The sequence below is a fragment of the Ciceribacter thiooxidans genome (genome assembly GCF_014126615.1).
In the GTDB taxonomy this organism is placed as follows: Bacteria; Pseudomonadota; Alphaproteobacteria; order Rhizobiales; family Rhizobiaceae; genus Allorhizobium; species Allorhizobium thiooxidans.
Genome location: NZ_CP059897.1, coordinates 1,314,891 through 1,338,443, shown reverse-complemented (window position 1 = coordinate 1,338,443; position 23,553 = coordinate 1,314,891). Strand labels below are relative to the sequence as shown.

Here is a 23,553-nt window from a genome sequence, read left to right as displayed (position 1 = left end):
ACTGAACCTCCGCCGCCGGAGTTTGGAAGAAGCGTCGACGATCCTGTGAACCGGACTCTTGTGATGCTCTCTGTTCTCTCCGTGCTGGTGCTGCTTCTGATGGCCGTAAACTTGGGCCTCGCCCTTGCCCATGCGCTCGAGTTTCCCGGAAAGCTCAGACTGGGTGAGCCGGCCTATCGCGCGGTACAGGCGATCTACTATCCCGGATTTACGATCGGCGGTCTGGTGGGAGAAGTCGGCGGCATGCTTCTCCTGATCGTCCTTCTGGTCATGACGCCGGCAGGCACCGTGCGCTTCTGGTGGGAGGGCGCCGCACTCGGTCTGCTGGTGGCGGGGCATTCCGTCTACTGGGTCGCCACGCACCCCGTGAACGCCTTCTGGCTGAAGGACTCCAAGCTTGCGACGCCGGGGCGACTGTTCTTCGGCCTTCTCTCCGCCCCCGGCGGAGACTGGCGGCGAAAGCGTAGCATCTGGGAATGGTCGCATGTCGTGCGGGCGGTATTCTTCGCGCTCGGCTTCCTGTCCATGGCGCTCGCCCTGATGCGCTAGCGTTTGAGCAGCTTGAAACTGTGATTTCTGTCCGGTCGCGGGCCGGCAGCACTTGTACGTATGCTTATTTTCATGGAGAAATTCAGACGCTTACCATCGAAACGACATCGTGTGGGGACTGACTGAATGTTCAACGATCCGGACCGCTTCCTGCGGCAGCTTTTCGACCGAGCGGTCGAGGTCGCAGACCCGATGCGTTCGCTCAAGGCATTTCTGCCGCCGAAACCCGAGGGGCGGGTGATCGTGGTCGGCGCCGGCAAGGCGAGCGCGCGGATGGCAGAGGCCGTCGAGGCGGAATGGGGCCCTTGCGAAGGCCTGGTCATTACCCGCTATGGTTATAGCAGACCCTGTCGTGGGATCGAGATCGTCGAGGCCGCCCATCCGGTGCCTGACGAAGCCGGACTCGTGGCGACGCGCCGCATGCTGGACCTGCTCGCGACGGCAAAGGAGGGCGATTTCGTCCTGGCGCTGATTTCCGGCGGTGCTTCCGCGCTGCTCGTACAGCCAGCCGAAGGCGTCTCGCTCGCCGACAAGCAGGCGGTGAATGCGGCGCTCCTCGCCTCTGGCGCGCCGATCGACCGGATGAACACCGTGCGCAAGCACCTGAGCCGGGTAAAGGGCGGCCAGCTCGCCGCCGCCGCCTATCCGGCGCGGATGCTGGCGCTCATGATCTCCGATGTGCCGGGCGACGATCCGGCGTTCATCGGCTCGGGTCCGACGGTCGGTGAACGCTCGACCCGTGAAGACGCGCTCGAGGTCCTTCGGCGATGGAAGATCGAGGTTCCGGCGAGCGTGCGGGAGGCCCTCGATCGTCCGAGCGGCGTCGTGCCGCCGGGGGACCAGAGGCTCTCCAGGGTGGAGAACATCATCTATGCGGCGCCGCGGCAGTCCCTGAATGCGGCGGCAGCGCTCGCCGAACAAGCCGGCTGCGTCGTCCGCATGCTGGGTGACAGTCTCGAAGGCGAGGCGCGCGAGGTGGCCGCTGCGCAGGCAGAACAGGCGCTTGCCATAAAGGCGGGGATGAAGCCCGGTGATCCTTCGGTACTGTTGCTTTCCGGGGGAGAACTCACTGTGACGCGGCGAGGCAAAGGAGTCGGCGGTCCGAACGCCGAGTTCTGCCTGGCGCTTGCGCTGGCGCTGCAAGGTGCCGAGGGGATCCACGCGATCGCCTGCGATACCGACGGCGTCGACGGCGCGGCAGAGGTGGCAGGCGCGGTCGTCTGTCCCGATACGCTTCAGCGCGCAACGAAGCTCGGCGTCGATGCTTCCGGGGCTCTTGCGGAGAACGACGCTCACGGCTTTTTCGGCGCTATCGGTCATCAGGTGGTGACCGGGCCGACACTGACCAATGTCAACGATTTCCGGGCGATCCTGATCCGCGGCTGATACGAGATATTAGCCGCGCATGGCCCTCGGCGGGACGCCGAATTCCCGCTTGAAGGCGGTCGAAAAATTCGCCGGGCTCGAATAACCGGCAAGATGGGCGGCGCGGGCGATCTGAATGCCTTCGCTCTCGATGGCGTGCCGCGCCTGCCTGAGCTTCGTCGTGCGCACGAAGCTGGCTGCGCCGACGGTGCGCCCCCGACGGATCAGGCGGTGCAGCGTGTTGATGCTGATCGATAGATGGGCGGCGATCTCCTCGGCGGACGGCAATCGGCCCGCGCAGTCGCGAATATAGTCTTCCGCTTCCGCGAGCTTTCTTTCTTCCGATGCTCTCAGCGCCGCGACCGGCGCTCCGGCGCTCGCCTTGCCGCCGGCGATGAGCTTGAAGCACTCGTGGATGACGGCGAGAGTCTGGGCTTCAAGGAAGAGATGGCGGAGGCACGCCTCTTCCTCGGGGGGCGACATGATCTGGTTTGCCAGCTTCAGGAGGGCGGGCGCCGGTTGCCATGACAACAGCTCGAACTCGGACTGGGCAAAGCGCTCGACCGCGCCGGCGGTACGGTCCGCAAACATGTCGCCGGACGCCAGCCATTCCGGTTCGATCCTGATCTTCAGCTTGCGGATGTGGTTGCCGGCGCTGGTATGATTGCGGAAGCGTTCCTCCCGGCGATTGGCGAGCATGCATGCTGCCGGGATCCAGCGCGAGGAGGGCGAGACCTGCTGCGGGGAGGGCAGGCGCCGGTTGCCGATCTCGGCATCGACCTTTCCCTCGAAGAAGAACTTGATCGACATGTGCGGCCCTATCTCGGTTTCGGCGGTCAAGTCGCAGAGACTGACGACGTCCGAGACGTGCACGCTCAGCCCTTGTCGGAGTTCGATGTCGCAGAACCGGCCGCGCATCAGAGAAGAATCGGTTCCGGGGTCGTTCTCGACCAGCGAGACGGTCCGGTTCTGCCGCCGCAGGCGATCGATGAAGTCGCCGGTCCGGATGATCTCGCCCATGGCGCCCTCCTGCGTGGATGCCCCTTCGAATTCGCAAAAGAAATTCCGCGGTGCGCAAAAGACCTCGGCATTGGTCGGCACAAGTCCTTGCTATATAGAAAACATGAGTAAAGCAATCATGTTAAATTGACATTCGCGGAGGCCTTGTGAGAGTTCGGGTTGTGCATTGGGGGTTCAGGGGATCGGTGAGCATGCTGGCGGTCCTGGCCGCGTTTTCCGCGGTGGCTCAGGATTCGACCGTTCTCGAGGAAATCGTGGTCACCCAGGAAGGCGACCAAGCCGACAGAAGGGGCAACACGTTCGTCGCCAAGAGCGCGCGCACGGCGACAAAGACGGGGACGCCCCTCATCAAGACGCCCCAGGCAGTCTCCGTGGTGACGAAGACGCAGTTCGAACAGCAGGGTGCTGCGACGGCGGCACAGGCGCTGCGCTACACGCCGGGCGTCACGCCCGACATCCGCAACAACGACCGCTACGACATCGTGCCCGTGCGCGGCATGGGCATGGCCAACTACCAGAACTTCATCGGCTATCTCGACGGCCTGCGCATGCAGCGCGGCATTTCATTCTCCCAGCCGACCGTCGATCTTTTCGATGTCGAGCGTATCGACGTCGTGCGGGGGCCGTCCTCGGTGCTCTACGGGCAGATGGCGCCGGGCGGCTTCGTCAATCTCGTGTCCAAGCATCCGACGGAGGAACCTTACCGCGAGGCCGGGATGACGGTCGGGACGGACCGATATGTCAAGGGAACAATCGACCTCGGCGGGCCGGTCGCCGGAAGCGATATCCTCTTTTACCGGCTGGCGGCCTCCGGCCGCTACAATGAGACCAATCTCGACGACGTGACCTCGAAGCGGTTCTCGGTGTCTCCCTCTCTGCTGATCAAGCCGGAGGAAGGCACCAGCCTCACTCTCCTGTTCAACTATACAGACGATCCGGCCAGCGCCTATCCGGCCGGCCTGCCGGCGGCCGGTACCGCCTATGCGAACGGCAGCTATCCGGACATTCCCTATGACTTCAACGTGGGCGATCCGGATTTCGACAGCTTCGAGCGCCGCACGACGCGCCTCGGCTACGAGTTCGAGCATGACCTCAACGACTATCTGACCTTCCGGCAGAACCTGCGCTACATGCATGTCGAGAGCGAACATATCGGTCTCAGCGGGCGCTCGATGACCGGAACGACGATCACCCGGCTCGCCTCGCATCTTCAGGAAGAGGTCGATGCCTTCGTCGTCGACAATCAGTTCCAGGCCGATTTCGACACCGGACCGCTGGCCCACACGCTGCTTTTCGGCCTCGACTATCAGTATGCCGACGCCGACCGCCTGATGGGGACCGGGCCGGCGCCGTCGATCGACTACCTCGACCCGGTCTATGGCGCGGCAATCGCCCTCCCGGCCTTGACCTCCGACACCCGTCAGCTGACGAGTCAGACCGGCCTCTACGCGCAGGACCAGATCGAGTTCGGCAAGCTCAACGTGACGTTCGGCGGACGCTACGACAGCTACGACATAGAGACCGACACGACCACACTCGCGACCGATGTCACCACCTCGACGGAGCAGGACGACCACGCCTTCACCGGCAGGGTCGGAGCGGCCTATCTCTTCGATTCCGGCATCGCACCCTATGTGAGCTACGCAACCTCGTTCGAACCGCCGACCGGGCTCGGCTACAGCGCAGCCGGCGGCGTCGCGCTCGATCCCGTCGAAGGCCGGCAGATCGAAGCCGGCGTCAAGTACCAACCGGAAGGCTCGGACAGCTATCTCGCCGCCTCGGTTTACCACCTTGTCCAGTCCAACATGACGACCTCGGATGCCGCCCATCCCGGCTATTACCTCCAGGTGGCCGAGGTGACGACGACGGGCGTGGAGCTCGAGGCCAAGCTGGCATTCGACGCCGGCTGGGATGTCACCGCAGCCTATACCCACATGGATGCCGAAATGACCGAAAATGCGACCGCGGCCTATGTCGGCAACCGGCCCTATGCGGTGCCGGAGGATGCTGCCGCGCTCTGGGTTCATTACAGCGTTCAGGACGGAGCGTTCGAAGGCCTCGGGCTCGGTGCAGGCGTGCGTTATGTCGGGTCGACTTACGGCGACGAGGCCAACAGCTTCAAGGTCTCGGCCTTTACGCTCTTCGACGCGGCGCTCGACTATGATTTCGGACGCCGCAATCCCGACCTTGCGGGGCTGAGCCTGAATGTCACTGCGAGCAACATCTTCAACAAGGAATACGTGTCGAGCTGCAGTTCGACCACCGCCTGCTTCTACGGCAGCACCCGCACCGTCTACGCCACGCTGAAATATAAGTGGTGAGCGGCGAGCAAGAACGAGAATGGAGAGCAGAATGCCGAAGATCTCGGACCAGCAGATCCGCCAGTACGTCATCGATTGCGGCACGCGCCAGACGCCGCTCCTCAGACGGTTGCGGGCGCAGACGCTCGCCCTTGCCGAAGGGCACATGATGACCACTCCCGCCGCCGGTCAGCTGCTCGCACTCCTGGCGCGAAGCATAGGAGCCCGACGCGTGCTCGAAATCGGTACCTTCACCGGCTACAGCGCCCTGTGTGTCGCGGACGTACTGCCGGAGGACGGCGTCCTCGTCGCCTGCGACGCCAGCGAGGAATGGACGGCGATCGCGAGATCCTACTGGGAAGAGGCCGGTCTCGCCGATCGGATCGACCTGCGTCTCGGGGATGCCACCCGCACCTTGGAGGGGATCCTGGCGGAGGAAGGTGGGGCCGGTTTCGACTTTGCCTTCATCGATGCCGACAAGGAAAGCTACGACACCTATTACGAGCTGTGCCTGAAGCTCGTGCGGCCGGGTGGCCTGATCTGCTTCGACAATATGTTCTGGGGGCGTTCCGTGGCCGACCCCGAGGACATGCGCCCGGAAACTGTAGCGCTGCGCAACCTCAACCTCAGAATTCAGTCCGACGACCGGGTGGACATGTCGCTCGTGCCGCTCGGCGACGGCATGACCTTCATCCGTCCGCGGGCGCGCGCCGGCGAACGGGTGACGGCCGCTGGCGTTGCTGCCTGAAGGGCGCCGAGATGACCGGACTGAGACATGCTGTCATACGGCTGGGGGCGGTCCACCACCTGGTCGGGATGCTGGCAGCCATGCTCTTCACGCTGTTGTCGGCTCTCGCCGCAGAGGCCGAGATCATCACGACCGACCTCAAGGGTCGCGAGGTCCATCTGCGGGAGCCCGCCCGCAGGCTGGCTGTCGACGATGCGCGCACCATCATCGCCCTCTCCTTCACGGGGACGGAGGCTCCGGCACTCGTCGCTGCCTGGCCGCACGACGTGGCTCGGATCGGCGAAGATCTCTACCAGGCCTATCGCGCGCGCTTTCCGCAGATCGACGGGCTGCCGCAGATTGCGAGCAACCAGCAGAACCTCTCCGTGGAGGAGATCGCCGCGGCGGAGCCGGATCTGGTGGTGCTCTCGCTCTATTCGCACGTGACGCCCGAGCAGGTCACGCAGATCGAAATGCTCGGCATTCCCGTCGCCTATGTCGACTTCACACTCGATCCGCTCGCCCATACCGGGGAGAGCATTCGACTGCTCGGGCGACTGACGGGAAACGAGGCGGCGGCCGACGCCTTTGCCGACTTCCGCGATGGGGAGATCGCCGGGCTGGTGGCGCGCGTAGACGAGGTCGCCGCGGCCGGATCGCCGACCGTCTTCATGGAGACGCATGCTTCGACGACCGAGGCCTGCTGCAATTCGCCGGGAACGGAAAACTTCGGCAGGATACTCGCCCTCCTCAAGGCGCGGAATATCGGCGATATCCTGAAGGGACGCCCGTTCGGGCAGGTGAGCACGGAACACGTGATCTCTTCCGGCCCGGAGGTCTACATCGCGACCGGTGGCCCCTACATGGAGAAACGCAACGGCCTGCTGATCGGCCCTTCCTATGACGCCGAAACGACCGAGGCCTCGCTTTTGCGGCTTCTCTCACGGCCCGGCTTTTCAAGCCTGCCGGCGGTCGCATCCGGCCGCGTCCACGGCATGTCGTCGCAACTGCTGGCGCCCGGCTTCGACCTCCTGGCGATGCAGCTGATGGCGGCGTGGTGTTACCCGCAGGCCTTCACAGATTTCGACGCGGGACAGGCTCTCGAAGAGCTGAATGCCCGCACCGCCGTGCCGCTCGAAGGCATCTACTGGACGAAGTGATCCGCCGGACGCCACCGCGTTCGTCGGCAGAAAACCGAGCTACAGGAGTCCACCATGGTCCATCCGTCGACCTTGAATGACATACTGCCCGAAGATCGGGCCTTCCCGGCGAACCGGCCGTCTTATGTGCTCCGGTCCGGCGACGAGACCCTGCTTGCCTATGGCGTCGCGCGGGAGCTGCCGGGCGGTACCATCTCCGATCTCGCCAGCCGCGTCCGGCGCCATTTCGAAGAGCACCCGACCGGTCCCGATATCCTGGTCGGCGCCATTCCCTATGCCCGCGAGGCCTCCGCCTATCTCCTCCGTCCGGAAAAAGCGCTCCGGGTCATGGGGCGCCACGAGCTCGGCGTGCCCGGTGGTTACGTCGCGTCGCAGGGTTTTGGCATGCAGGTCACGGCGGAACCGCCGGCAGAGGTCTTCTCGATGGCCGTCGGGCGCGGTCTGGAGCGGCTGTGCGAGGATGGCGGCAGCCTGCGCAAGATCGTCCTGTCACGCAGCGTCAGGCTCACCGTCGGCAGCGACATCTCCATTCCCGCCCTCATCGCGAGGCTCTCCGTGGACGATGCCGTCGTGACATTCGCGACGCCGTTGCCGCCGCGGGAGGCAAGCTCGCGCTTCCTCGTGGGCGCGACGCCGGAACTCCTGGTGGAACGACGGGGACCACGCGTCTTCTCCCATCCGCTCGCCGGTTCCGCGCGGCGCAGCCCCGACGGTGCGCGGGACCGGGAGGCGGCGGAGGCGCTCTTGCGTTCCGGGAAGGATCGCCGCGAGCATGCGCTGGTGGTCGAGCAGATCATGGATGTGCTGTCGCCGCTCTGCACAGACCTTGCCGCGCCGGACGGCGTAACGCTGAAGGCCACGCGCAGCATGTGGCATCTCGGCACACGGATCAAAGGAACACTCAAGGATATCGGAACGTCGAGCATCGAGCTTGCGGCGCTCCTGCACCCGACGCCGGCGGTTTGCGGCATGCCGCGTAGCGAGGCTGACGCGGCCATCCGCGACCTCGAGGGCTATGACCGCGGCTTCTATGCCGGTGCCGTCGGCTGGTGCGATTCCTCCGGCGACGGCCGTTGGTACGTTTCGATCCGCTGCGCCGAGATCGAGGGCCGGCACGCCCGCCTCTATGCCGGCGCGGGGATCGTGCCGGGCTCGACACCGGAGGGCGAGCTTGCCGAGACCGTACACAAGTTCTCCGCCATGCTGGAAGCGTTCGGCCTTTCCTCCGCGCAGATCGGAGAGGCCTGAGATGCAGCCGCTTCGACAGACCTGGCCGCAACACCTCGCCGACCTCTACCGGGAAAGGGGCTACTGGCGCGGCGAAACCCTGTTCGGCGTGCTCAGAAGGACAGCGACCGCCTATCCGGACAACTTCGCTGTCGTCGGTACCGATGGACGCTGGACCTACCGCGAACTGCATGAGCGAGCCGAACGGATTGCCCGCGGGCTGCTCTCTGTGGGCCTCACGCCCGGAGACCGCGTGGTGGTGCAGCTGCCGAACTGCACGGCCTTTCTTTCCGTCGTCTTCGGCCTCTTCCGCGCCGGCTTGATCCCGGTATTTTCGCTGCCGGCACACCGGGAGACGGAGATCGTTCACTTCCTCCACCGGGCCGAAGCGGTCGGCTACATCGTCGCAGACCGTCATGGCGGCTTTGACTACCGTGCGCTCGCCCGCAAGGTGAAGCAGGAGGTGCCGGTGCTCCGCCATGTCATTGTGGTCGGAGAAGCGGAGGAATTCCCGAGCCTCGATGACCTCCCGGCTGGCGACGCGCCACTTCCGGCGGACGCCGCGCCCGAAAGCGTAGCGTTCCTGCAGATTTCGGGCGGAAGCACCGGGCTCTCCAAGCTCATTCCGCGCACGCACGACGACTATGTCTACAGTTTCCGGGCGAGTGCCGAGATCTGCGGGATGACGCCCGACACCGTCTACATGGCCAGCCTGCCGGTCGCCCACAATTTCCCGATGAGTTCGCCGGGCGTCTTCGGCGCCCTCCATGCCGGTGCGCGCATCGTCATGTGCCCGTCGCCCAGTCCAGAGGCCGCCTTTGCGTGGATCGAGCGGGAGCGGGTGACAATGACCGGCCTGGTGCCGCCGCTGGCGTTGCTCTGGATGCAGGCGGCGGGGCGGACGACCTCGGACATCTCGAGCCTCGCCGTCCTGCAGGTCGGCGGCGCCAAATTCGCGCCCGAGGCCGCCCGGCGGGTTACTGCGACGCTTCGATGCAGGCTACAGCAGGTCTTCGGCATGGCAGAGGGTCTCGTCAATTATACCCGACTCGACGACCCGGAGGATCTGGTGACGGAAACCCAGGGGCGGCCGATCAGTCCGGACGACGAGATCCTGATCGTCGACGACATGGGACAACCGGTGCCTCCGGGCGAGCGGGGCCTGCTTCTCACCCGCGGACCCTATACGATCCGCGCCTACCACAATGACCCTGCCGCCAATCAACGGGCGTTCACCGAAGATGGTTACTACAGAACCGGCGACATCGTGCGTATGACGCCCGAGGGATACCTGGTCGTCGAAGGCCGCGCCGGCGACCACATCAACCGCGCCGGCGAGAAGATCTCCGCCGAGGAGATCGAGGATCATCTGCTTGCCCATCCGGGGGTGTTCGACGCGGCGGTGGTGGCAATCCCCGATCCCTATCTCGGCGAGCGCAGTTGCGCCTTCGTCATTCCGGACGGGCCGAAGCCCGGTATCGCCGAGCTCAAGGCCTTCGTACGGGGCCGCGGGCTCGCGGAATTCAAAGTGCCGGACCAGGTCGTCTTTGCCGAAAGTTTCGAGACAACGGCTGTCGGAAAAGTGAGCCGCAAGGTGCTGCGCCAGCAGCTGCGGGACGCACTTCTGCGGCGCGAGAAAGAGGAGGCGTAAAATGGGACTGCCGAGGATTGCGACCTACGACCTGCCCCGCGATGACGAGCTTCCGACCGCGCGCGCACCGTGGCGGCTCGAACCGAAGCGTGCCGCGCTGTTGATCCACGACATGCAGAACTACTTCATCAGCGCCTTTGCCGCCAATGCAGCGCCGATCGCGCCGGCGATCGAGAACATCCGGGCACTCGGGCGCGCCTGCCGTGCCAATGGCATTCCGGTCTTCTACACGGCGCAGAACGGCGATCAGGACCGGCGTGACCGAGGGCTTCAGGCCGATCTCTGGGGACCCGGCATGACCAGCGCGCCGGAGCATCAGCACATCGACGCGCGCCTGGCCCCCGAGGAGGGGGACGTGGTTCTGGTCAAGCACCGCTACAGCGCCTTCCAGCACAGCAATCTCGCCCATCTGATGCGCGTTCGGAGCAGGGACCAGTTGCTCATCTGCGGCGTCTACGCCCATATCGGCTGCACGCTGACCGCTGCCGATGCTTTCCAGCAGGACATAGAGCCCTTCCTCGTCGCCGATTGCCTCGCGGATTTCTCCCGCGAGAAGCACGACATGGCGCTCGCCTATGCCGCGGGCACGTTCGCGGTTCCTGTCGTTCTCTCCCATGTCCTTCAAGAGATCGGAGGAGCGTGAGCGATGACGGACTTCACGATCGAAATGCTTCGCCGGGAGATCGCGCGGATGATCCATGTCGACCCTTCCGAGATCGGCGACAGCGACAATCTCATGGATCTCGGCCTCGATTCCATGAGGGCGATGGCACTCGTCCTCTCCTGGGAACAGCAAGGCCTCAAGCTCGACTTCTCCGAGCTCGCGAGGGACGTCACGCTTGGCGCCTGGTGGGCCGTCGTCGCACGGCAGCAGAACATGGAAAGGACCTGAGCCATGGCTTCCTCCGCTGGAACGGCGCGCTCCGATTTCTCCGCCGCCGCGAGAATCCTCCCGCTCGGCGAGGCGCAGCGCGGACTGTGGTTCGCGCAGGCACTCGACCCGGAGAATCCCGTCTTCAACACCGGCCAGGTGATGGAGATCTGCGGTGCGCTCGATGTCGAGCGGTTTACCCGTGCTGTCGGGAAGGTCTTTGCGGAAGCCGACAGCCTGTCGCTTCGCATTCTCGACGACAACCGGCAGGTCCGCGATCCCGGCGCGGAGCCGCCGCTTTCGATCGTCGACCTGTCGCAAGACGACGATCCCGCCGCCGTCGCCCGCGCCGACATTCGGCGCGACATGGAAACGCCGCTTGATCTCGCCCAGCAGAGCCCGACCCTCTTCCGGCTCTACCGGCTCGGCGAAAACCGCTTCTGGTGGTACGTGCGGCTTCACCACGTGATCGCCGACGGCTTTGCGACCCACCTTATTCTGTCGCGGACGGGAGAACTCTATAATCGCGGCGCGGCGGACACCGGGCCGGCGCTGTCTCCACTCAAGATCGCGCTCGAACAGGACCAGCTCTACCGGAATTCGCAGCAGTATACTGAGGACCGCACCTTCTGGAACGATGCGCTGAAGGACATGCCGGCCGTGGCGGGGATCAAACCGAGGCCAGCCCTGACCGCCCGCAGCTATCATCATGAGGTCGAGGCTGTTCCGGTCGCGCTGGCCGAACGGCTTCGCGATCTCTCGATCGCATTGAAAACGGGCTGGAGCGACATCGTGGCCGCCCTGGTCGCAGCCTATTACGCCCGCTTCGTCGGGCAGCAGGACGTGACCGTCGGCGTGGCCTTCATGGGACGTTTCGGCTCGCCGGCGGCGCGCGTGCCGCTCATGCTGATGAACATCCTGCCGGTGCGCCTGAGGATCGACGAGGACCAGCGCTTCGGTGACTGGCTCGGCGCGGCAGCGGCAACGCTCGCGGTGGCGCGTCGCCACGGACGCTATCGCCATGAGCACATCCGTCGCGATCTCGATCTCGGCGGTGGTCAGCGGCGGCTGTTCGGGCCGCTGGTCAACGTCCTGCCCTACGAGGAGGATCTGAAACTGGAGGGCACCGCAGTCGCGACCGAGCGGCTCGGGACCGGTCCCGTCGACGACATCACCTTCTCGTTCCGCGGGGATCCGATGCGGGAGAACCTGACGGTCGAGATCGACGCCAATCCGGACCTCTACGGCCTGGCGGAGGTCCGTGCGCATGCGGAACGCTTCCTGCATTTTCTCGACCGGTCGGTCGCGGCGGCGCTCGCCGACGGCACGCTTGGCGATGTCCCGACGGTCACGGATTCCGAAGCCGCATGGCTGATCGGAACGCTCAACGACACCGCTCACGCGGTGACACCGGCGACGCTCGTGGAGGTGATCGAGAAGGCCTTCGCCGACCACGCCGGGCGCGAGGCCGTTCGCTTCGACGGCGAAAGCCTGAGCTACGCCGAGCTGGACCGCCGCTCGGCGGCGCTCGCCCGGCAGCTGATCGCGGCCGGCGCCGGTCGCGACCGACGCGTCGCCGTGGCGCTGCCGCGCTCGACGGAGCTTTTGATCGGACTTGTCGCCATCTTGCGGAGCGGTGCCGCCTACATGCCCGTCGATCTCTCCCATCCGGCCGAGCGGATCGAACGCATGCTTGCCCGCGGCACGCCGATTCTGGCACTCGCGCCCGACGGCATGCTGATCGGGGACCTGCCGGTGCTTGCCCCTTCCGCCTGGGAAACCGAAACATCGGCTGGCGCGCTTCCGACCGTCGCTCCCGGCGACGCGGCCTATGTGATCTTCACCTCTGGCTCGACCGGTGAGCCCAAGGGGGTGCTCGTCGAACACCGCGCCATCGTCAACCGGCTGGAATGGATGAAGACCCATTACGGCTTTTCGGCTGACGACATCATCCTGCAGAAGACCCCGATGACCTTCGACGTCTCGGTCTGGGAATTCTTCCTCTCCTTCTTTGCGGGCGGGACCCTGGTGATGGCGCCGCCGGAGGCGCAAAGGGATCCCGAATGGCTGGCGCGCCTCATCCGGGAGAACAGCGTGACGACTGCGCACTTCGTTCCGTCGATGCTCTCGGCCTTCGTGTCGGAGCCGAAGGCGCGGGGTCTTTCGCTGCGGCGCGTCTTTGCAAGCGGCGAGGAACTGACGGCCGATCTGCGGGACCGCTTCCATCGCGAGATCTCCGCCGAACTTCACAATCTCTACGGCCCGACCGAGGCCGCGGTCGACGTCAGCTACTGGACGGCGTCTCCTGACGATGGTTCCAATCCCGTTCCGATCGGCTTGCCCGTCTGGAACACTCGTCTTTACGTCCTCGACGGACGCCTGAGGCCGGTGCCGCCGGGGGTGGCAGGACGGCTCTATATCGCCGGCGTGCAGCTTGCCCGCGAATATGTCGGGCGGCACGATCTCACCGCCGAACGCTTTGTGGCGGACCCTTTCCACAAAGGCGAGCGTATGTACGACACGGGCGACCTTGCGCGGCTGCGGCCGGACGGCGCGATCGATTATCTCGGCAGGCTGGACAACCAGATCAAGCTGCGCGGTCTCAGGATCGAACTCGGCGAGATAGAGGCTGCTATCCTTTCCCATCCGCACGTTACCCAGTCCGTCGTGATCCTGCATCAGGCGGGGCCGGAGAAACGGATCGTTGGCTATTATGTCGCCTCAGCCGGCGTCGGTGAACCGGCGCTGCGACGGCATCTGGATGGCCTCCTTCCGGACTACATGATCCCCGCGCAGTTGATCCGGCTCGACGCCATGCCGCTGTCCTCGAACGGCAAGCTTGACCGCAAGGCCCTGCCGTCGCCGCGGTTTTCGACGGGGACGGGAGAGCCGCCCCTGCCGGGCACGGAACAGATCCTCGCTGATCTGTTCACCAGCCTCCTGGGACCCGTTGAACCGATCAGCCGCGACGACGACTTTTTTGCCGTCGGCGGCCATTCGCTGCTGGCGGTACGCCTCGTGCAACAGCTCGGCCGCCTCGTCGGTCGCGATATCGGGCTCGGGACCTTGTTTCGCCACCCGACGGTGAAGCGGCTTGCCGCCCATCTCGACGGCGAGGCGAGGGCGGAGGACAACGGCTTGCAGCCGATGATCAGGCTGAATGCCACTGACAATGATGCGCCGCCGCTCTTCATGATCCACCCGGCCGGCGGCATTGCCTGGTGCTACGGCGGCTATGCGCGCGCTCTCGCCGGCGAGCGTGCGGTCTGGGGCATCCAGGCCGACGCGATCGATTCCGGCCGTCCCGGCCCCGAGAGCCTGCAGACCATGGCGCTCCAATACGCCCGGCGCATAGGCGAGATAGCCGGCGCCCGGCCGGTGCATCTCTGCGGCTGGTCGGTGGGAGGCATCATCGCGCATGCGGTTGCAAATGCACTCTTCCGATCGGGCCACTCCGTCGGCTGCCTCGCCATGCTGGATTCCTATCCGGCCGACTGCTGGCGCAACGAGCCGGACCCCGGCCCGGACGCCGGACTGAAGGCACTTCTCGCTATTTCAGGCCATGATCCCGACCGGCTTCTCGACCTGCCGATGACGCGGGATGCGGTCAGGGATTTCCTCCGCCATGCGGAAAGCCCGTTCGCAGCGCTGCCGGAGGCGGCCTTCGAGGGCATCATGCGGGTGGTGGGCGGCAACAATCGCCTTGTACGCGAGCATGTCCACGAGACCTATCCCGGCACGATTCTGCATGTAGCCGCAGTGCCCTCCGCTACGAAGTTGTTGTCGCCGGCGGACTGGGGACCCTATGCGGAGGGCGTGAACGAATATCAGGTGCCGTTCATCCACGCCGAATTGACGGCGCCGCCGGCGGTGGACGTGATCGCACCGCTTCTCGCAGCGGAAATGGCGGCCCGGGAGGATCAAGGATGCAACTGACGGGTCTGGCAGGCAAGGCGGCTTTCGTCACGGGAGCGGCTGGCGGCATCGGTCGTGCCGTGGTCGACGGACTGGTGGCATCCGGAGTGCGGGTCTTTGCGACCGACAGGCAGGCGGAACCGGACTGGGGTGCCGCGGAAGGCCCGGTGCGGGGTACGGCGCTCGACGTCAGCGACGAGGTCGCCGTGCAGCGCGTCATTGCCGCGGCGGACGCGGACATGGGTGGCTTCGACTTCGGCGTAAACGTCGCCGGCATCCTGGATACGACGCCCATCGTGGATCTTCCAGGTGACGTCTGGCGCCGCGTCTTCGACGTCAATTGCCACGGCACCTTCTTCGTCTGCCGGACGCTTGCCGCCCGCATGGCGCGACGCGGGCACGGTGCCATCGTCATCGTCGGTTCGAATGCGGCCGGCATTCCACGGAAGAACATGGCGGCCTATGCCGCCTCGAAGGCGGCGGCGACCATGTTCGTGCGCTGCCTCGGTCTGGAGGTGGCCGGGCATGGCGTTCGCTGCAACATCGTTGCACCCGGCTCGACACTGACGCCGATGCAGACGGGCATGTGGACCATGCCTGCCGCAGAAGAACGGGTGATCGAGGGTGACCTTGCGAGTTACCGAACGGGCATTCCGCTGAAGAAACTCGCCATGCCGGAGGACATCGCTAACGCCGTGATCTTCCTTCTCTCGGACCAGGCGGGGCATATCACGATGGCCGATCTCTACGTGGACGGAGGCGCGACCCTGCGTGGCTGACAACAAGACAAGGCGTTTTCATGCGTTCGATCGTGCCCGGCCGCCCGGCGGCAGCCTGATGGTTCCGGATTGCGAGCGCTTCCCGCTGCCCGGCGCCGACGGTCGAAGGCACGAGATCTTCGTCCATGTGCCGGCGGTGGAGGTTCCGCCCGGCGGCTTTCCCGTCCTCTACCTGCTGGATGCGAATGCCGATTTCCTGCTCGTTGTGGAGACACTGCGGCGCCTCGCACGTCGACCGAACGCGAGCGGTATCCATCCGATGGTGGTGGTCGGCATCGGCTATCCGGATGGCCCGGGCTACGATCTCGACCGTCGCTACGAGGACTTCACCCGTGGCCCGCCCGAAATCTCCGATGCCGGATGGCAGGCGAGTACCTGTTATGGCGGCCAGGCGGCTTTCATCGATTTCGTCGAGAGCCGGTTGAAGCCCTTCATCAGAACGAGATTTCCGGTCCGCGCGGATTTCTCCGCGCTGCTCGGCCATTCGCTCGCCGGGTATCTCGTCCTCGACTGGCTCTGTCAGTGGCCGCAGGCGTTCCGGGCGTTCCTGGCGGTCAGTCCCTCCATCTGGTGGGGGCGTGAAGCGATGCTCCGGCGGCTCGCCGGACGGCGCGACACCTTCGACGGCTGCAGTCGCGCCTATCTGACAGTTGGCCAGTGGGAGGAAGAACCGGCTCCGTGGCAGGCAAATCTCGCCGCAAACGCGTCCTACGCTTCGCTCCGCCGTCGCCGCGCCATGATCGGCAATGTGAAGGCATTCTCGGAGCATTTCGCGGAAGCCTGTGGCGGCGGGGTGACTGTGCGCTGCGATATCGAGGCGGATGGCGAGCATTCGAGCTCACTCGTCACCTGCCTGCCGCGCGCCTTGCGCTTTGCCTTCTTCGACGGCGATTGAGGGGTTGTTCGCAAGGCAGTCTGGTGTCCGCCGAACCGGCGCGGGGAAGGGAGGGCAGGTGGCAGGAGCGTACGCCGAGGGAGACTGCGCCGTGCCGTCTGAGACCTCGCTTCGTCCGCGCAGCGTACAACTCCGATGGATGCGGATGGTTGACGTGGAAGCGCTGCGCCTGGAACAGTGGTTCGCTCTCCTCGACCCGTCGGAGCAAGCCCGGGCAATGCGCTTCCGTAATCGGGCGGACCAAGCCGCCTATGTCGCGGCCCATGCGCTGCTCCGCCATATGCTGAGCGAGGCGCTCGGCGGGGACCCGAGGGCCTGGGCATTCGAGACCGGCCCGTTCGGCAAACCTGCCCTTGCGGCCTCCCATCTCCGACTGCGACCTCACTTCAACATCTCGCACACCCGCCGTCTGGTCGCCTGCGCAATCGCGGGCGTTCCGGTCGGCGTCGACGTCGAGGCAGGCGACGGTGAGCCGTCATCGGCCATCGCCGAACGCTTTGCGCCGGGCGAACGGGCGATGCTTGGAAGGGCTGCGGGTGATGGATACCGTGCGATGTTTTTCCGGCTCTGGACGCTCAAGGAAGCCTATTTCAAGGCGACCGGCGAGGGATTGTCGGGACGGCTGGACAGGCCCGCATTTCAGATTGCCTCGCGGAAGGCTCTCTTCGAACGGCCGGAGGATGCCGGACCCTGGCAGATTTTCGAGTTCGCGCCTGGCGAGGCTCATCGGCTTGCGCTCGTGGTGCAGCGCCGGGGCAATACCCCCGTCAGCGTTGTCGCGGCGGCAACGGATCCCGCCGGCCTTTGCTGAGCCGGCGGGAACTCGAATGCAGTTCTCACGTTGCCTTGCGCCTGCGCTCAGGCAGGGACGGTCAACCCCTTCTGGCTTGCGGGCTTGGCCATGCAGCGCTCGAACCACGCCATCACCGCAGGAAAGCGATCGTATTCCAGCACCTCGCGGCCGCCGTAGTAGAAATCGGCGCACCAGATCCAGGGGAAGGTGGTGATATCGGCGATCGTGTAATCGTTGCCCATCAGATATTGCCGGTCCTTGAGGCGGCCCTCCAGGACGCCGAGCAGCCGCTTGCTTTCGTCGCGGTAGCGTTCGACAGGGTAGGAGTTGTTCGTGACCTTGTCGGCGGCGAACTTGTGGAAATGCCCGAACTGGCCGAACATCGGGCCGACGCCCCCCATCTGGAACATCACCCAGCAGAGCGTTTCGTAGCGCTCCCGCGCCGTCGCGGGGATCAGCCGGCCCGTCTTCTCGGCGAGGTAGATGAGGATTGCACCGGACTCGAAAAGGCCGATCGGCTGTCCGTCCGGACCATTGGGATCGATCATCGCCGGAATGCGCCCGTTCGGGTTCAGCGAGGTAAATTCCGGGCTCTTCTGCTCGTTCTCGGAAAAGCTCACCTTGTGCGCCTCGTAAGGAAGACCGAGCTCTTCGAGAGCAATCGAGACCTTCACGCCGTTCGGCGTCGCAACCGAATAGAGCTGGATGATGTCCGGCTCGGCCGGCGGCCATTTCTGCGTGATGGGGAAGCTGGAGAGATCTGCCATGGAATGCGCCTCTTTCTTCGAATTCTTGGAAGGGCCCGAATGCCGGGCGAGCGATGATCCCCTTGGAAGACCGGAGTGCGAATGGCCGCCCCGGGGGATGCATGCACTCGTCTAGCAGAGGGATCGGTCCGCAAGATAGAGCAGCGGGGACACAGCGCGAGGAGAACTTCTCCTCGCAACACGAGGCGAGATTTCTATCAGGCCGAGATCTCGGCTTCGACCTCGATTACGTTTTTTGCTCGCCCTTTAGGACGGACTGTGCAAGGCTATGATGGAATTCTATCATTCTTCGGGGGTGCCGATGAAGCGGCCGACGATTGCGGATGTCGCTCAGGCGGCGGGGGTCAGCGTCGCGACCGTCGACCGCGTACTCAATGCCCGGCTGCCGGTTCGGGAAGAAACGTCACGACGGGTTTATGCCGCCGCCGAAAAGATAGGGTTTCACGCGACCAACGTCATCCGGCAGCGCATGCTGGCGGATCTTCCCGTTTATAATCTCGGCTTCATCCTTCGGAAGGAGCGGCACGCCTTCTACCAGGTTTTCGCAGAGAAGCTGGAGGGCGCAGCGCTTGCCATGAAGGACCGACGGCTCAACGTTCAGGTACAGTATGCACGGTCGGGGGAGCCGGCCGAGCTTGCCGACCTGCTGCTCGGCATGAAGGGTAAGGTGCACGCCGTCGGCGCCACGGGGCCGGACCACCATGACGTCACGTCGGCCGTCACCCTCTTGCGAACGAGCGGAATTCCGACCTTTTCCCTGCTTTCGGATTTCGCCCCGGGCGTGCGGGAGGCTTATCTCGGTGCAAACAACATGAAGGTCGGCCGGACCGCGGCCTGGATGATCTCCAAGCTGTCGCACACGCCCGGCAAGGTGCTGCTGCTCCTCGGCGGCCATCGCTTCCATGGCCACTCGCTGCGCGAGACCGGGTTTCGCGCCTATATGCGGGAATACGCGCCGGACTTCGAGGTCATGGATGCCCTGATCACGCTGGAGACGAGGCGTCTCACCTATGAACTGGTGATGGATACCGTTTCGAAACACCACGACCTTGTCGGCATCTATTGCATCGGCGGCGGAATGGAAGGTGTGATCGAGGCCCTGCGGGAGGGGAACAAAAGCGAGAAGATCGTCTGCTTGGTGAACGAGCTGACGCCGGAATCGCGGCAAGCGCTTCTGGAGCGACGCATCTCCGGCGTCTTCCAGACGCCTCTGCCGGAGCTTTGTGCCGACCTCATCGCGACGATGGTCCATACGATAGAGCACGGAATGGCGGAGACGCCGGGGCAACGTTTTCTGCCTGCCCATCTCTGGGTTCCTGAGAGTCTTTGATGAAATGATAGAAGCTATCAGACCGGCATGATTCCTTTCTATCACGGTTGATGGGTTCCCGACGTCGCGCCGCGTTGACGGCCGCCCGGAGGTGAGAAATTGTCCTCACCGGCGGAGACGGGAAGGCGTCCTGCCGGGACAAACGACATCCTGACATCGTCGGCGACGGAAGTTCCATGGACCTCCGCCGGCGGCTACGCGCGCCTTCCTGAAACGTGGACCGAGGACAAGGAGGCAACCATGCGCATCGCGCTCGACCCATTCATGCATCGACATCTGAGCCTCGAGGCGCTTCCGGCCAAAGTCCGGGAGCTCGGCTACGAATGGATCGAACTGTCGCCCCGAGCGGACTTTCTCGAATGGTTCAAGGCGCCGCGGGTGTTTCCTGAGCGCATCCGTTCGTTCAAGAAGGCGCTCGCCGCCGAAAACGTAAAGATCGCCTCGCTGCTGCCGATGTACCGCTGGGCCTCGAACGACGAGACTGAGCGCAAGGCGGCGGTGAAGCACTGGAAGCGGGCGATCGAGATCTCGGTGGAGCTGGAAGTCGACACGATGAACTCGGAGTTCGGCCGTGGACCGCATCCCGACAAGGGCTCGTGCTACTGCTGCCATACCGGTTCGATGATCGAGGCTTGCGAGGATGCCTGGTGGCGCTCGATGGAAGAGCTCCTGCCGATCTTCGAGCGCGAGGGGATCAACCTGCATGTCGAGCCGCATCCGGAAGACTGGTGCGAGACGCTGCAGCCGGCGCTCGACATCATCCGGACGGTCAATTCGAAGCACGTCAGGTTCCTCTACTGCGCGCCGCATACCTTCTATTTCGGCGACGATACCAAGGCGATGCTGCGCGAGGCGAAGGACGTGCTCGCCCATGTTCATGTCGGCGACACCTTCAACCACAAGGCCTCGTCCGGTCTTCGCTACATCGTCAACCCGCCGGGCTCGACCGCCCGCGTGCACCAGCACCTGAACATCGGCCAGGGCGAGGTGCCGTGGGACGATTTCTTCGGAACGCTCGCCGAAATCGGCTTCGACGGCATCATGACGGCCTGCGTCTTCGCCTGGGAGGATCGCGCCGACGAGAGCGGCACCTTCATGTGCACCGAAATGAACAACTACATCGCAAAATTCAGGAAGTGAGGCTTTCTTCATGACAGTCAGAATTGGTGTCATCGGTATCGGCGCCATCGGCCGCGACCATGCCCGCCGGATCAGTCAGGTGCTGAGCGGCGCCAGGATCGTCGCGCTCAGCGACGTCAACAGGCTATCGGCGGAAGCCGTGAAAAAGGACATCGCGCCAGATGCGACGGTCTTCGAAACGGGCGAAGAACTGATCACCTCGCCCGAGGTGGACGCTGTGCTCGTGACCTCCTGGGGTGCGACCCACGAACAGTACGTGCTAGCCGCGATCACCGCGGGAAAGCCGTGTTTCTGCGAGAAGCCGCTTGCCACGACGGCGGAGGGGGCAAAGCGGATCGTCGAGGCTGAGGTCGCGCGCGGCAAGCGCCTCGTGCAGGTCGGCTTCATGCGTCGCTATGATGCCGGCTATGTCGCGCTCAAGAAGGCCGTCGACCACTCTATCGGCGCGCCAATTATGGTCCATGCGGCCCATCGAAACCCGTCGGTGCCGGAGCAATACGTCACGGAGATGGCGATCCATGACACGATGATCCACGAGATCGACGTGCTGCGCTGGCTGCTCGATGACGACTACATATCGGCCCGCGTTATCTTCCCGCGTTCGGCGGCCCGCAGCCACGCCAAGCTTCGCGACCCGCAGATCGTCATCCTGGAAACGGCCAAGGGCACGATCATCGACGTCGAGATTTTCGTGAACTGCCACTATGGTTACGACATTCGCTGCGAGGTCGTCGGTGAGGACGGCGCCGCCAGCCTGCCGGAACCGATGGCCGTCCAGATGCGTCTCGACGCCAGGCTGCAGAACAGGATCCTGACCGACTGGAAGGACCGCTTCATCGAGAGCTACGATGTCGAGCTCCAGGACTTCATCCACGCCGCAGCCAGGGGCACGGCCGCCGGCCCGAACGCCTGGGACGGCTACGTGGCGGCGATCACCTCCGATGCCTGCGTCGCCGCGCAGGAAAAGGAAGGCGAAATCGTGCCGATCAATCTGCCCGCGCGTCCGGCGCTCTATAACTGAGGTCTTCCATGCGTTTTGCCATCAACCACATCACCGCGCCGAAGCTGTCGCTCGAACAATTCTTCGCCGCCGCCCGCTTGCTCGACCTCACCGAGGTGGAGATTCGCAACGACCTGCCCGACGTCGTCGGCAGCGTGCGACCCGGGGCGGTGAAGGCGGCGGCGGAAAAGGCGGGCGTCACCATCATATCGATCAATGCGCTCTATCCGTTCAACGTCTGGTCCGGTGACCTGCCGAAACGGGCGGTGACGCTTGCCGATTACGCTGCGGCCTCGGGCGCAAAGGCGCTCGTCATGTGCCCGCTCAACGACGGAACCAAGGTTGGCTTCGACGATCTGGTTGCCGCGCTGAAGGCGATGAAGCCGATCCTTGCGGAGCGGCACCTGACCGGTTTCGTCGAACCGCTTGGCTTCCCGGTCTCGTCGCTGCGCACCAAGAAGGAGGCCCTGCGCGCCATCGATGCGGCGGCAGGCGGTGACGTCTACAAGCTCGTGCATGACACCTTCCACCACCATCTCGCCGGCGAAACCGAGTTCTTTGCCGACAGGACCGGATTGGTGCACATTTCCGGTGTTGCCGATCCCGCGGTTGCCGTCGCCGATATGCTCGACGCGCACCGCGTGCTCATCGACGGTGGCGACCGTCTGGAGAACATCGTGCAAATCAGGGCGCTGAATGCCGCCGGATACAAGGGGCCCTACAGTTTTGAACCCTTCGCCGAAGAAATCCACGATCTCGTCGATCCTGTTTCGGCCGTGAAGGAAAGTATCGCTCACATCAACGCGGCGGTCTGACGCGCAATTGTTTTCCCACGCGACTCGCGGGAGACCGCGGGTTGCCTTCTGTCGATTCCATGCCGCCTCAGGCGTATCCGGCGCCCTCGGGCCTCACGGTCCTGCCCCGGCCATAGTCGCGGAGGAAAGCAGAGCGGGCGGGCTCGCCGCGGACGCTTTTCGGGTCGATCGCCTGCAGCGGCAGGGCGCCGTCGGCATAGGTACCCGTGTCGGGAGTGCAGATCTCGGGAGCGGAGGCCCAGGCGTCGGGTGTCTCGGCCAGCAGCTGCCGGATGGCCTTCAAAATCGCAAGCATGATCGAACCTCCCGTATTTTCTCGCCGATAACGGCGACGCAGTGATTCCGGTTTCATGGTAGCCGACGAAATATTGACCGATCGTTAACCATGATTGGGGGCAGAACGTGGCGACGGCACCGCCGTCGGTTGTTGCGGCGGCGATCGTTAGCGACTGCGGTTAACGCTTTGTTAACCATGTCGGAGGTAGGCAAGGCTAACCAATCATTAACGCAGATGACCAAAGTGCTAACAGACGCCCGTTCGATCCGCATCAAGGGCCGCTCCTTCCTGGCGGTCGTGCTTTCGCCCGATCTCCCGCTCGACGACTGGCTGAAAAGGCTCGACGATCTGGCCGCGCGCTCGGCCGGCTTCTTTCTCGGCCGGCCGGTGGTGCTGGACGTCACCGAGCTGGCGATCAACCGCACCGAATTGAAGGAGCTGCTCGGTGAGCTTGGTCACCGGAATGTGAGCATCATGGGGATCGAGGGCGGGCGCCCGTCGCTCGTCGAGCCCGGAATGCCGCCGATCCTGAAGGGTGGCCGGCCGGCTTCCGATTTCGAAGTGGCGGTCAGCGAGACGGTGACGGAGAAGCGGGGGGAAACCCCACCGCCTGAGCCCGCGGCGATCCGTCAGGCATTGCAGTCGCTCATCATCCGCGAGCCTGTGCGCTCCGGTCAGTCAGTGGTCTTCACCGAGGGCGACGTGACGGTCATCGGCTCGGTCGCCTCCGGCGCCGAGGTGATTGCGGGCGGCTCGATCCACATTTACGGCGCGCTTCGCGGAAGAGCCCTCGCCGGCTCCGTCGGCAATGCCTCGGCCCGCATCTTCTGCCGCAAGCTGGAAGCGGAGCTGGTGGCGATCGACGGCGTCTACAAGATGGCGGAAGACATGCCGGCCAACCTCCGCGGACAGCCCGTCCAGTGGTGGCTGGAAGGCGATTCGATCATGGCAGAGAAACTTAGCTGAGCCGCA

Annotated in this window: 21 protein-coding genes; 18 read left to right on the top strand and 3 right to left on the bottom strand. The window is 64.7% G+C overall.

What is annotated here, in order from left to right:
- The first annotated feature begins 63 nt into the window (after positions 1–63).
- Positions 64–549 carry a DUF1772 domain-containing protein gene (locus H4I97_RS24285; protein ID WP_182308244.1) on the top strand — a complete coding sequence of 162 codons (486 nt, stop codon included), beginning with the start codon at positions 64–66 and terminating at the stop codon, positions 547–549.
- Between the two features lie 126 nt (positions 550–675).
- Positions 676–1,935, top strand: a complete 1,260-nt coding sequence (locus tag H4I97_RS24280) for a glycerate kinase type-2 family protein (protein WP_182308243.1) — start codon at positions 676–678, stop codon at positions 1,933–1,935.
- A gap of 9 nt (positions 1,936–1,944) precedes the next feature.
- On the opposite strand, the gene H4I97_RS24275 is transcribed toward H4I97_RS24280, so the two are convergent.
- Positions 1,945–2,934 (bottom strand): helix-turn-helix domain-containing protein, encoded by a 990-nt coding sequence (locus H4I97_RS24275; RefSeq protein WP_182308242.1) that lies wholly within the window; start codon positions 2,932–2,934, stop codon positions 1,945–1,947.
- A gap of 191 nt (positions 2,935–3,125) precedes the next feature.
- Between H4I97_RS24275 and H4I97_RS24270 the strand changes: the two genes are divergently transcribed.
- The 11 genes from H4I97_RS24270 to H4I97_RS24220 all read left to right on the top strand — a co-directional run bounded on the left by H4I97_RS24270 (position 3,126) and on the right by H4I97_RS24220 (position 17,270).
- Complete coding sequence (locus tag H4I97_RS24270; protein ID WP_182308241.1) at positions 3,126–5,255, top strand: TonB-dependent siderophore receptor; 2,130 nt, start codon at positions 3,126–3,128, stop codon at positions 5,253–5,255.
- A 31-nt stretch (positions 5,256–5,286) separates the two neighbouring features.
- Positions 5,287–5,982, top strand: a complete 696-nt coding sequence (locus tag H4I97_RS24265) for an O-methyltransferase (protein ID WP_378143930.1) — start codon at positions 5,287–5,289, stop codon at positions 5,980–5,982.
- Between the two features lie 11 nt (positions 5,983–5,993).
- Complete coding sequence (locus H4I97_RS24260) at positions 5,994–7,121, top strand: ABC transporter substrate-binding protein (protein WP_182308239.1); 1,128 nt, start codon at positions 5,994–5,996, stop codon at positions 7,119–7,121.
- Between the two features lie 54 nt (positions 7,122–7,175).
- Positions 7,176–8,369, top strand: coding sequence for an isochorismate synthase (locus H4I97_RS24255; RefSeq protein WP_182308238.1), 1,194 nt, complete (start codon positions 7,176–7,178; stop codon positions 8,367–8,369).
- A 1-nt stretch (position 8,370) separates the two neighbouring features.
- Positions 8,371–9,999 carry a (2,3-dihydroxybenzoyl)adenylate synthase gene (locus H4I97_RS24250; protein WP_182308237.1) on the top strand — a complete coding sequence of 543 codons (1,629 nt, stop codon included), beginning with the start codon at positions 8,371–8,373 and terminating at the stop codon, positions 9,997–9,999.
- Between the two features lies 1 nt (position 10,000).
- Positions 10,001–10,642 (top strand): isochorismatase family protein, encoded by a 642-nt coding sequence (locus H4I97_RS24245; RefSeq protein WP_182308236.1) that lies wholly within the window; start codon positions 10,001–10,003, stop codon positions 10,640–10,642.
- 3 nt (positions 10,643–10,645) lie between these two features.
- Positions 10,646–10,891 (top strand): phosphopantetheine-binding protein, encoded by a 246-nt coding sequence (locus H4I97_RS24240; protein WP_182308235.1) that lies wholly within the window; start codon positions 10,646–10,648, stop codon positions 10,889–10,891.
- A gap of 3 nt (positions 10,892–10,894) precedes the next feature.
- Positions 10,895–14,806, top strand: coding sequence for a non-ribosomal peptide synthetase (locus H4I97_RS24235; protein ID WP_182308234.1), 3,912 nt, complete (start codon positions 10,895–10,897; stop codon positions 14,804–14,806).
- Positions 14,797–15,564, top strand: coding sequence for a 2,3-dihydro-2,3-dihydroxybenzoate dehydrogenase (locus tag H4I97_RS24230; protein WP_182308233.1), 768 nt, complete (start codon positions 14,797–14,799; stop codon positions 15,562–15,564). The genes H4I97_RS24235 and H4I97_RS24230 overlap by 10 nt, the downstream gene beginning before the upstream one ends.
- A complete protein-coding gene (locus H4I97_RS24225) occupies positions 15,557–16,459 on the top strand; it encodes an alpha/beta hydrolase (RefSeq protein ID WP_182308232.1) in 903 nt (300 codons plus the stop codon). Before H4I97_RS24230 ends, H4I97_RS24225 begins: the two co-directional genes overlap by 8 nt.
- A 91-nt stretch (positions 16,460–16,550) precedes the next feature.
- The gene (locus H4I97_RS24220) at positions 16,551–17,270 is read left to right on the top strand and encodes a 4'-phosphopantetheinyl transferase family protein (protein WP_182308231.1); all 720 of its coding nucleotides are present in this window, start codon (positions 16,551–16,553) and stop codon (positions 17,268–17,270) included.
- A 47-nt stretch (positions 17,271–17,317) separates the two neighbouring features.
- Here H4I97_RS24220 and H4I97_RS24215 read toward each other — a convergent pair whose 3' ends face one another.
- Positions 17,318–18,019 (bottom strand): glutathione binding-like protein, encoded by a 702-nt coding sequence (locus H4I97_RS24215; protein WP_182308230.1) that lies wholly within the window; start codon positions 18,017–18,019, stop codon positions 17,318–17,320.
- A gap of 301 nt (positions 18,020–18,320) precedes the next feature.
- On the opposite strand from H4I97_RS24215, the gene H4I97_RS24210 reads away from it, so the two are divergent.
- The 4 genes from H4I97_RS24210 (at position 18,321) to H4I97_RS24195 (ending at position 22,304) form a co-directional block, all read left to right on the top strand.
- Complete coding sequence (locus H4I97_RS24210; protein WP_182308229.1) at positions 18,321–19,349, top strand: LacI family DNA-binding transcriptional regulator; 1,029 nt, start codon at positions 18,321–18,323, stop codon at positions 19,347–19,349.
- Positions 19,350–19,589: 240 nt separating this feature from the next.
- Positions 19,590–20,489, top strand: coding sequence for a sugar phosphate isomerase/epimerase family protein (locus H4I97_RS24205; RefSeq protein ID WP_182308228.1), 900 nt, complete (start codon positions 19,590–19,592; stop codon positions 20,487–20,489).
- Between the two features lie 10 nt (positions 20,490–20,499).
- Positions 20,500–21,510: a Gfo/Idh/MocA family protein gene (locus H4I97_RS24200; RefSeq protein WP_182308227.1), complete on the top strand. Its 1,011-nt coding sequence runs from the start codon at positions 20,500–20,502 to the stop codon at positions 21,508–21,510.
- Positions 21,511–21,518: 8 nt separating this feature from the next.
- The gene (locus H4I97_RS24195; protein ID WP_182308226.1) at positions 21,519–22,304 is read left to right on the top strand and encodes a TIM barrel protein; all 786 of its coding nucleotides are present in this window, start codon (positions 21,519–21,521) and stop codon (positions 22,302–22,304) included.
- A 67-nt stretch (positions 22,305–22,371) separates the two neighbouring features.
- Here the strand turns inward: H4I97_RS24195 and H4I97_RS24190 are convergent, their stop codons facing one another.
- Positions 22,372–22,599, bottom strand: a complete 228-nt coding sequence (locus H4I97_RS24190) for a hypothetical protein (RefSeq protein ID WP_182308225.1) — start codon at positions 22,597–22,599, stop codon at positions 22,372–22,374.
- Positions 22,600–22,815: 216 nt separating this feature from the next.
- Between H4I97_RS24190 and minC the strand changes: the two genes are divergently transcribed.
- A complete protein-coding gene (minC, locus tag H4I97_RS24185) occupies positions 22,816–23,547 on the top strand; it encodes a septum site-determining protein MinC (RefSeq protein WP_182308224.1) in 732 nt (243 codons plus the stop codon).
- Positions 23,548–23,553: the final 6 nt, after the last annotated feature.

Excerpts from the sequence above, each read along its gene's own strand:
- H4I97_RS24260 (WP_182308239.1), top strand. The coding sequence starts at position 5,994 with ATGACCGGACTGAGACATGCTGTCATACGGCTGGGGGCGGTCCACCAC.
- H4I97_RS24240 (WP_182308235.1), top strand. The coding sequence starts at position 10,646 with ATGACGGACTTCACGATCGAAATGCTTCGCCGGGAGATCGCGCGGATG.
- H4I97_RS24285 (WP_182308244.1), top strand. The coding sequence starts at position 64 with ATGCTCTCTGTTCTCTCCGTGCTGGTGCTGCTTCTGATGGCCGTAAAC.
- H4I97_RS24275 (WP_182308242.1), bottom strand. The coding sequence starts at position 2,934 with ATGGGCGAGATCATCCGGACCGGCGACTTCATCGATCGCCTGCGGCGG.
- H4I97_RS24215 (WP_182308230.1), bottom strand. The coding sequence starts at position 18,019 with ATGGCAGATCTCTCCAGCTTCCCCATCACGCAGAAATGGCCGCCGGCC.
- H4I97_RS24190 (WP_182308225.1), bottom strand. The coding sequence starts at position 22,599 with ATGCTTGCGATTTTGAAGGCCATCCGGCAGCTGCTGGCCGAGACACCC.
- H4I97_RS24195 (WP_182308226.1), top strand. The coding sequence starts at position 21,519 with ATGCGTTTTGCCATCAACCACATCACCGCGCCGAAGCTGTCGCTCGAA.
- H4I97_RS24200 (WP_182308227.1), top strand. The coding sequence starts at position 20,500 with ATGACAGTCAGAATTGGTGTCATCGGTATCGGCGCCATCGGCCGCGAC.
- H4I97_RS24265 (WP_378143930.1), top strand. The coding sequence starts at position 5,287 with ATGCCGAAGATCTCGGACCAGCAGATCCGCCAGTACGTCATCGATTGC.
- H4I97_RS24245 (WP_182308236.1), top strand. The coding sequence starts at position 10,001 with ATGGGACTGCCGAGGATTGCGACCTACGACCTGCCCCGCGATGACGAG.
- H4I97_RS24250 (WP_182308237.1), top strand. The coding sequence starts at position 8,371 with ATGCAGCCGCTTCGACAGACCTGGCCGCAACACCTCGCCGACCTCTAC.
- H4I97_RS24270 (WP_182308241.1), top strand. The coding sequence starts at position 3,126 with ATGCTGGCGGTCCTGGCCGCGTTTTCCGCGGTGGCTCAGGATTCGACC.
- H4I97_RS24280 (WP_182308243.1), top strand. The coding sequence starts at position 676 with ATGTTCAACGATCCGGACCGCTTCCTGCGGCAGCTTTTCGACCGAGCG.
- H4I97_RS24235 (WP_182308234.1), top strand. The coding sequence starts at position 10,895 with ATGGCTTCCTCCGCTGGAACGGCGCGCTCCGATTTCTCCGCCGCCGCG.
- H4I97_RS24210 (WP_182308229.1), top strand. The coding sequence starts at position 18,321 with ATGAAGCGGCCGACGATTGCGGATGTCGCTCAGGCGGCGGGGGTCAGC.
- H4I97_RS24205 (WP_182308228.1), top strand. The coding sequence starts at position 19,590 with ATGCGCATCGCGCTCGACCCATTCATGCATCGACATCTGAGCCTCGAG.
- minC (WP_182308224.1), top strand. The coding sequence starts at position 22,816 with ATGACCAAAGTGCTAACAGACGCCCGTTCGATCCGCATCAAGGGCCGC.
- H4I97_RS24230 (WP_182308233.1), top strand. The coding sequence starts at position 14,797 with ATGCAACTGACGGGTCTGGCAGGCAAGGCGGCTTTCGTCACGGGAGCG.
- H4I97_RS24255 (WP_182308238.1), top strand. The coding sequence starts at position 7,176 with ATGGTCCATCCGTCGACCTTGAATGACATACTGCCCGAAGATCGGGCC.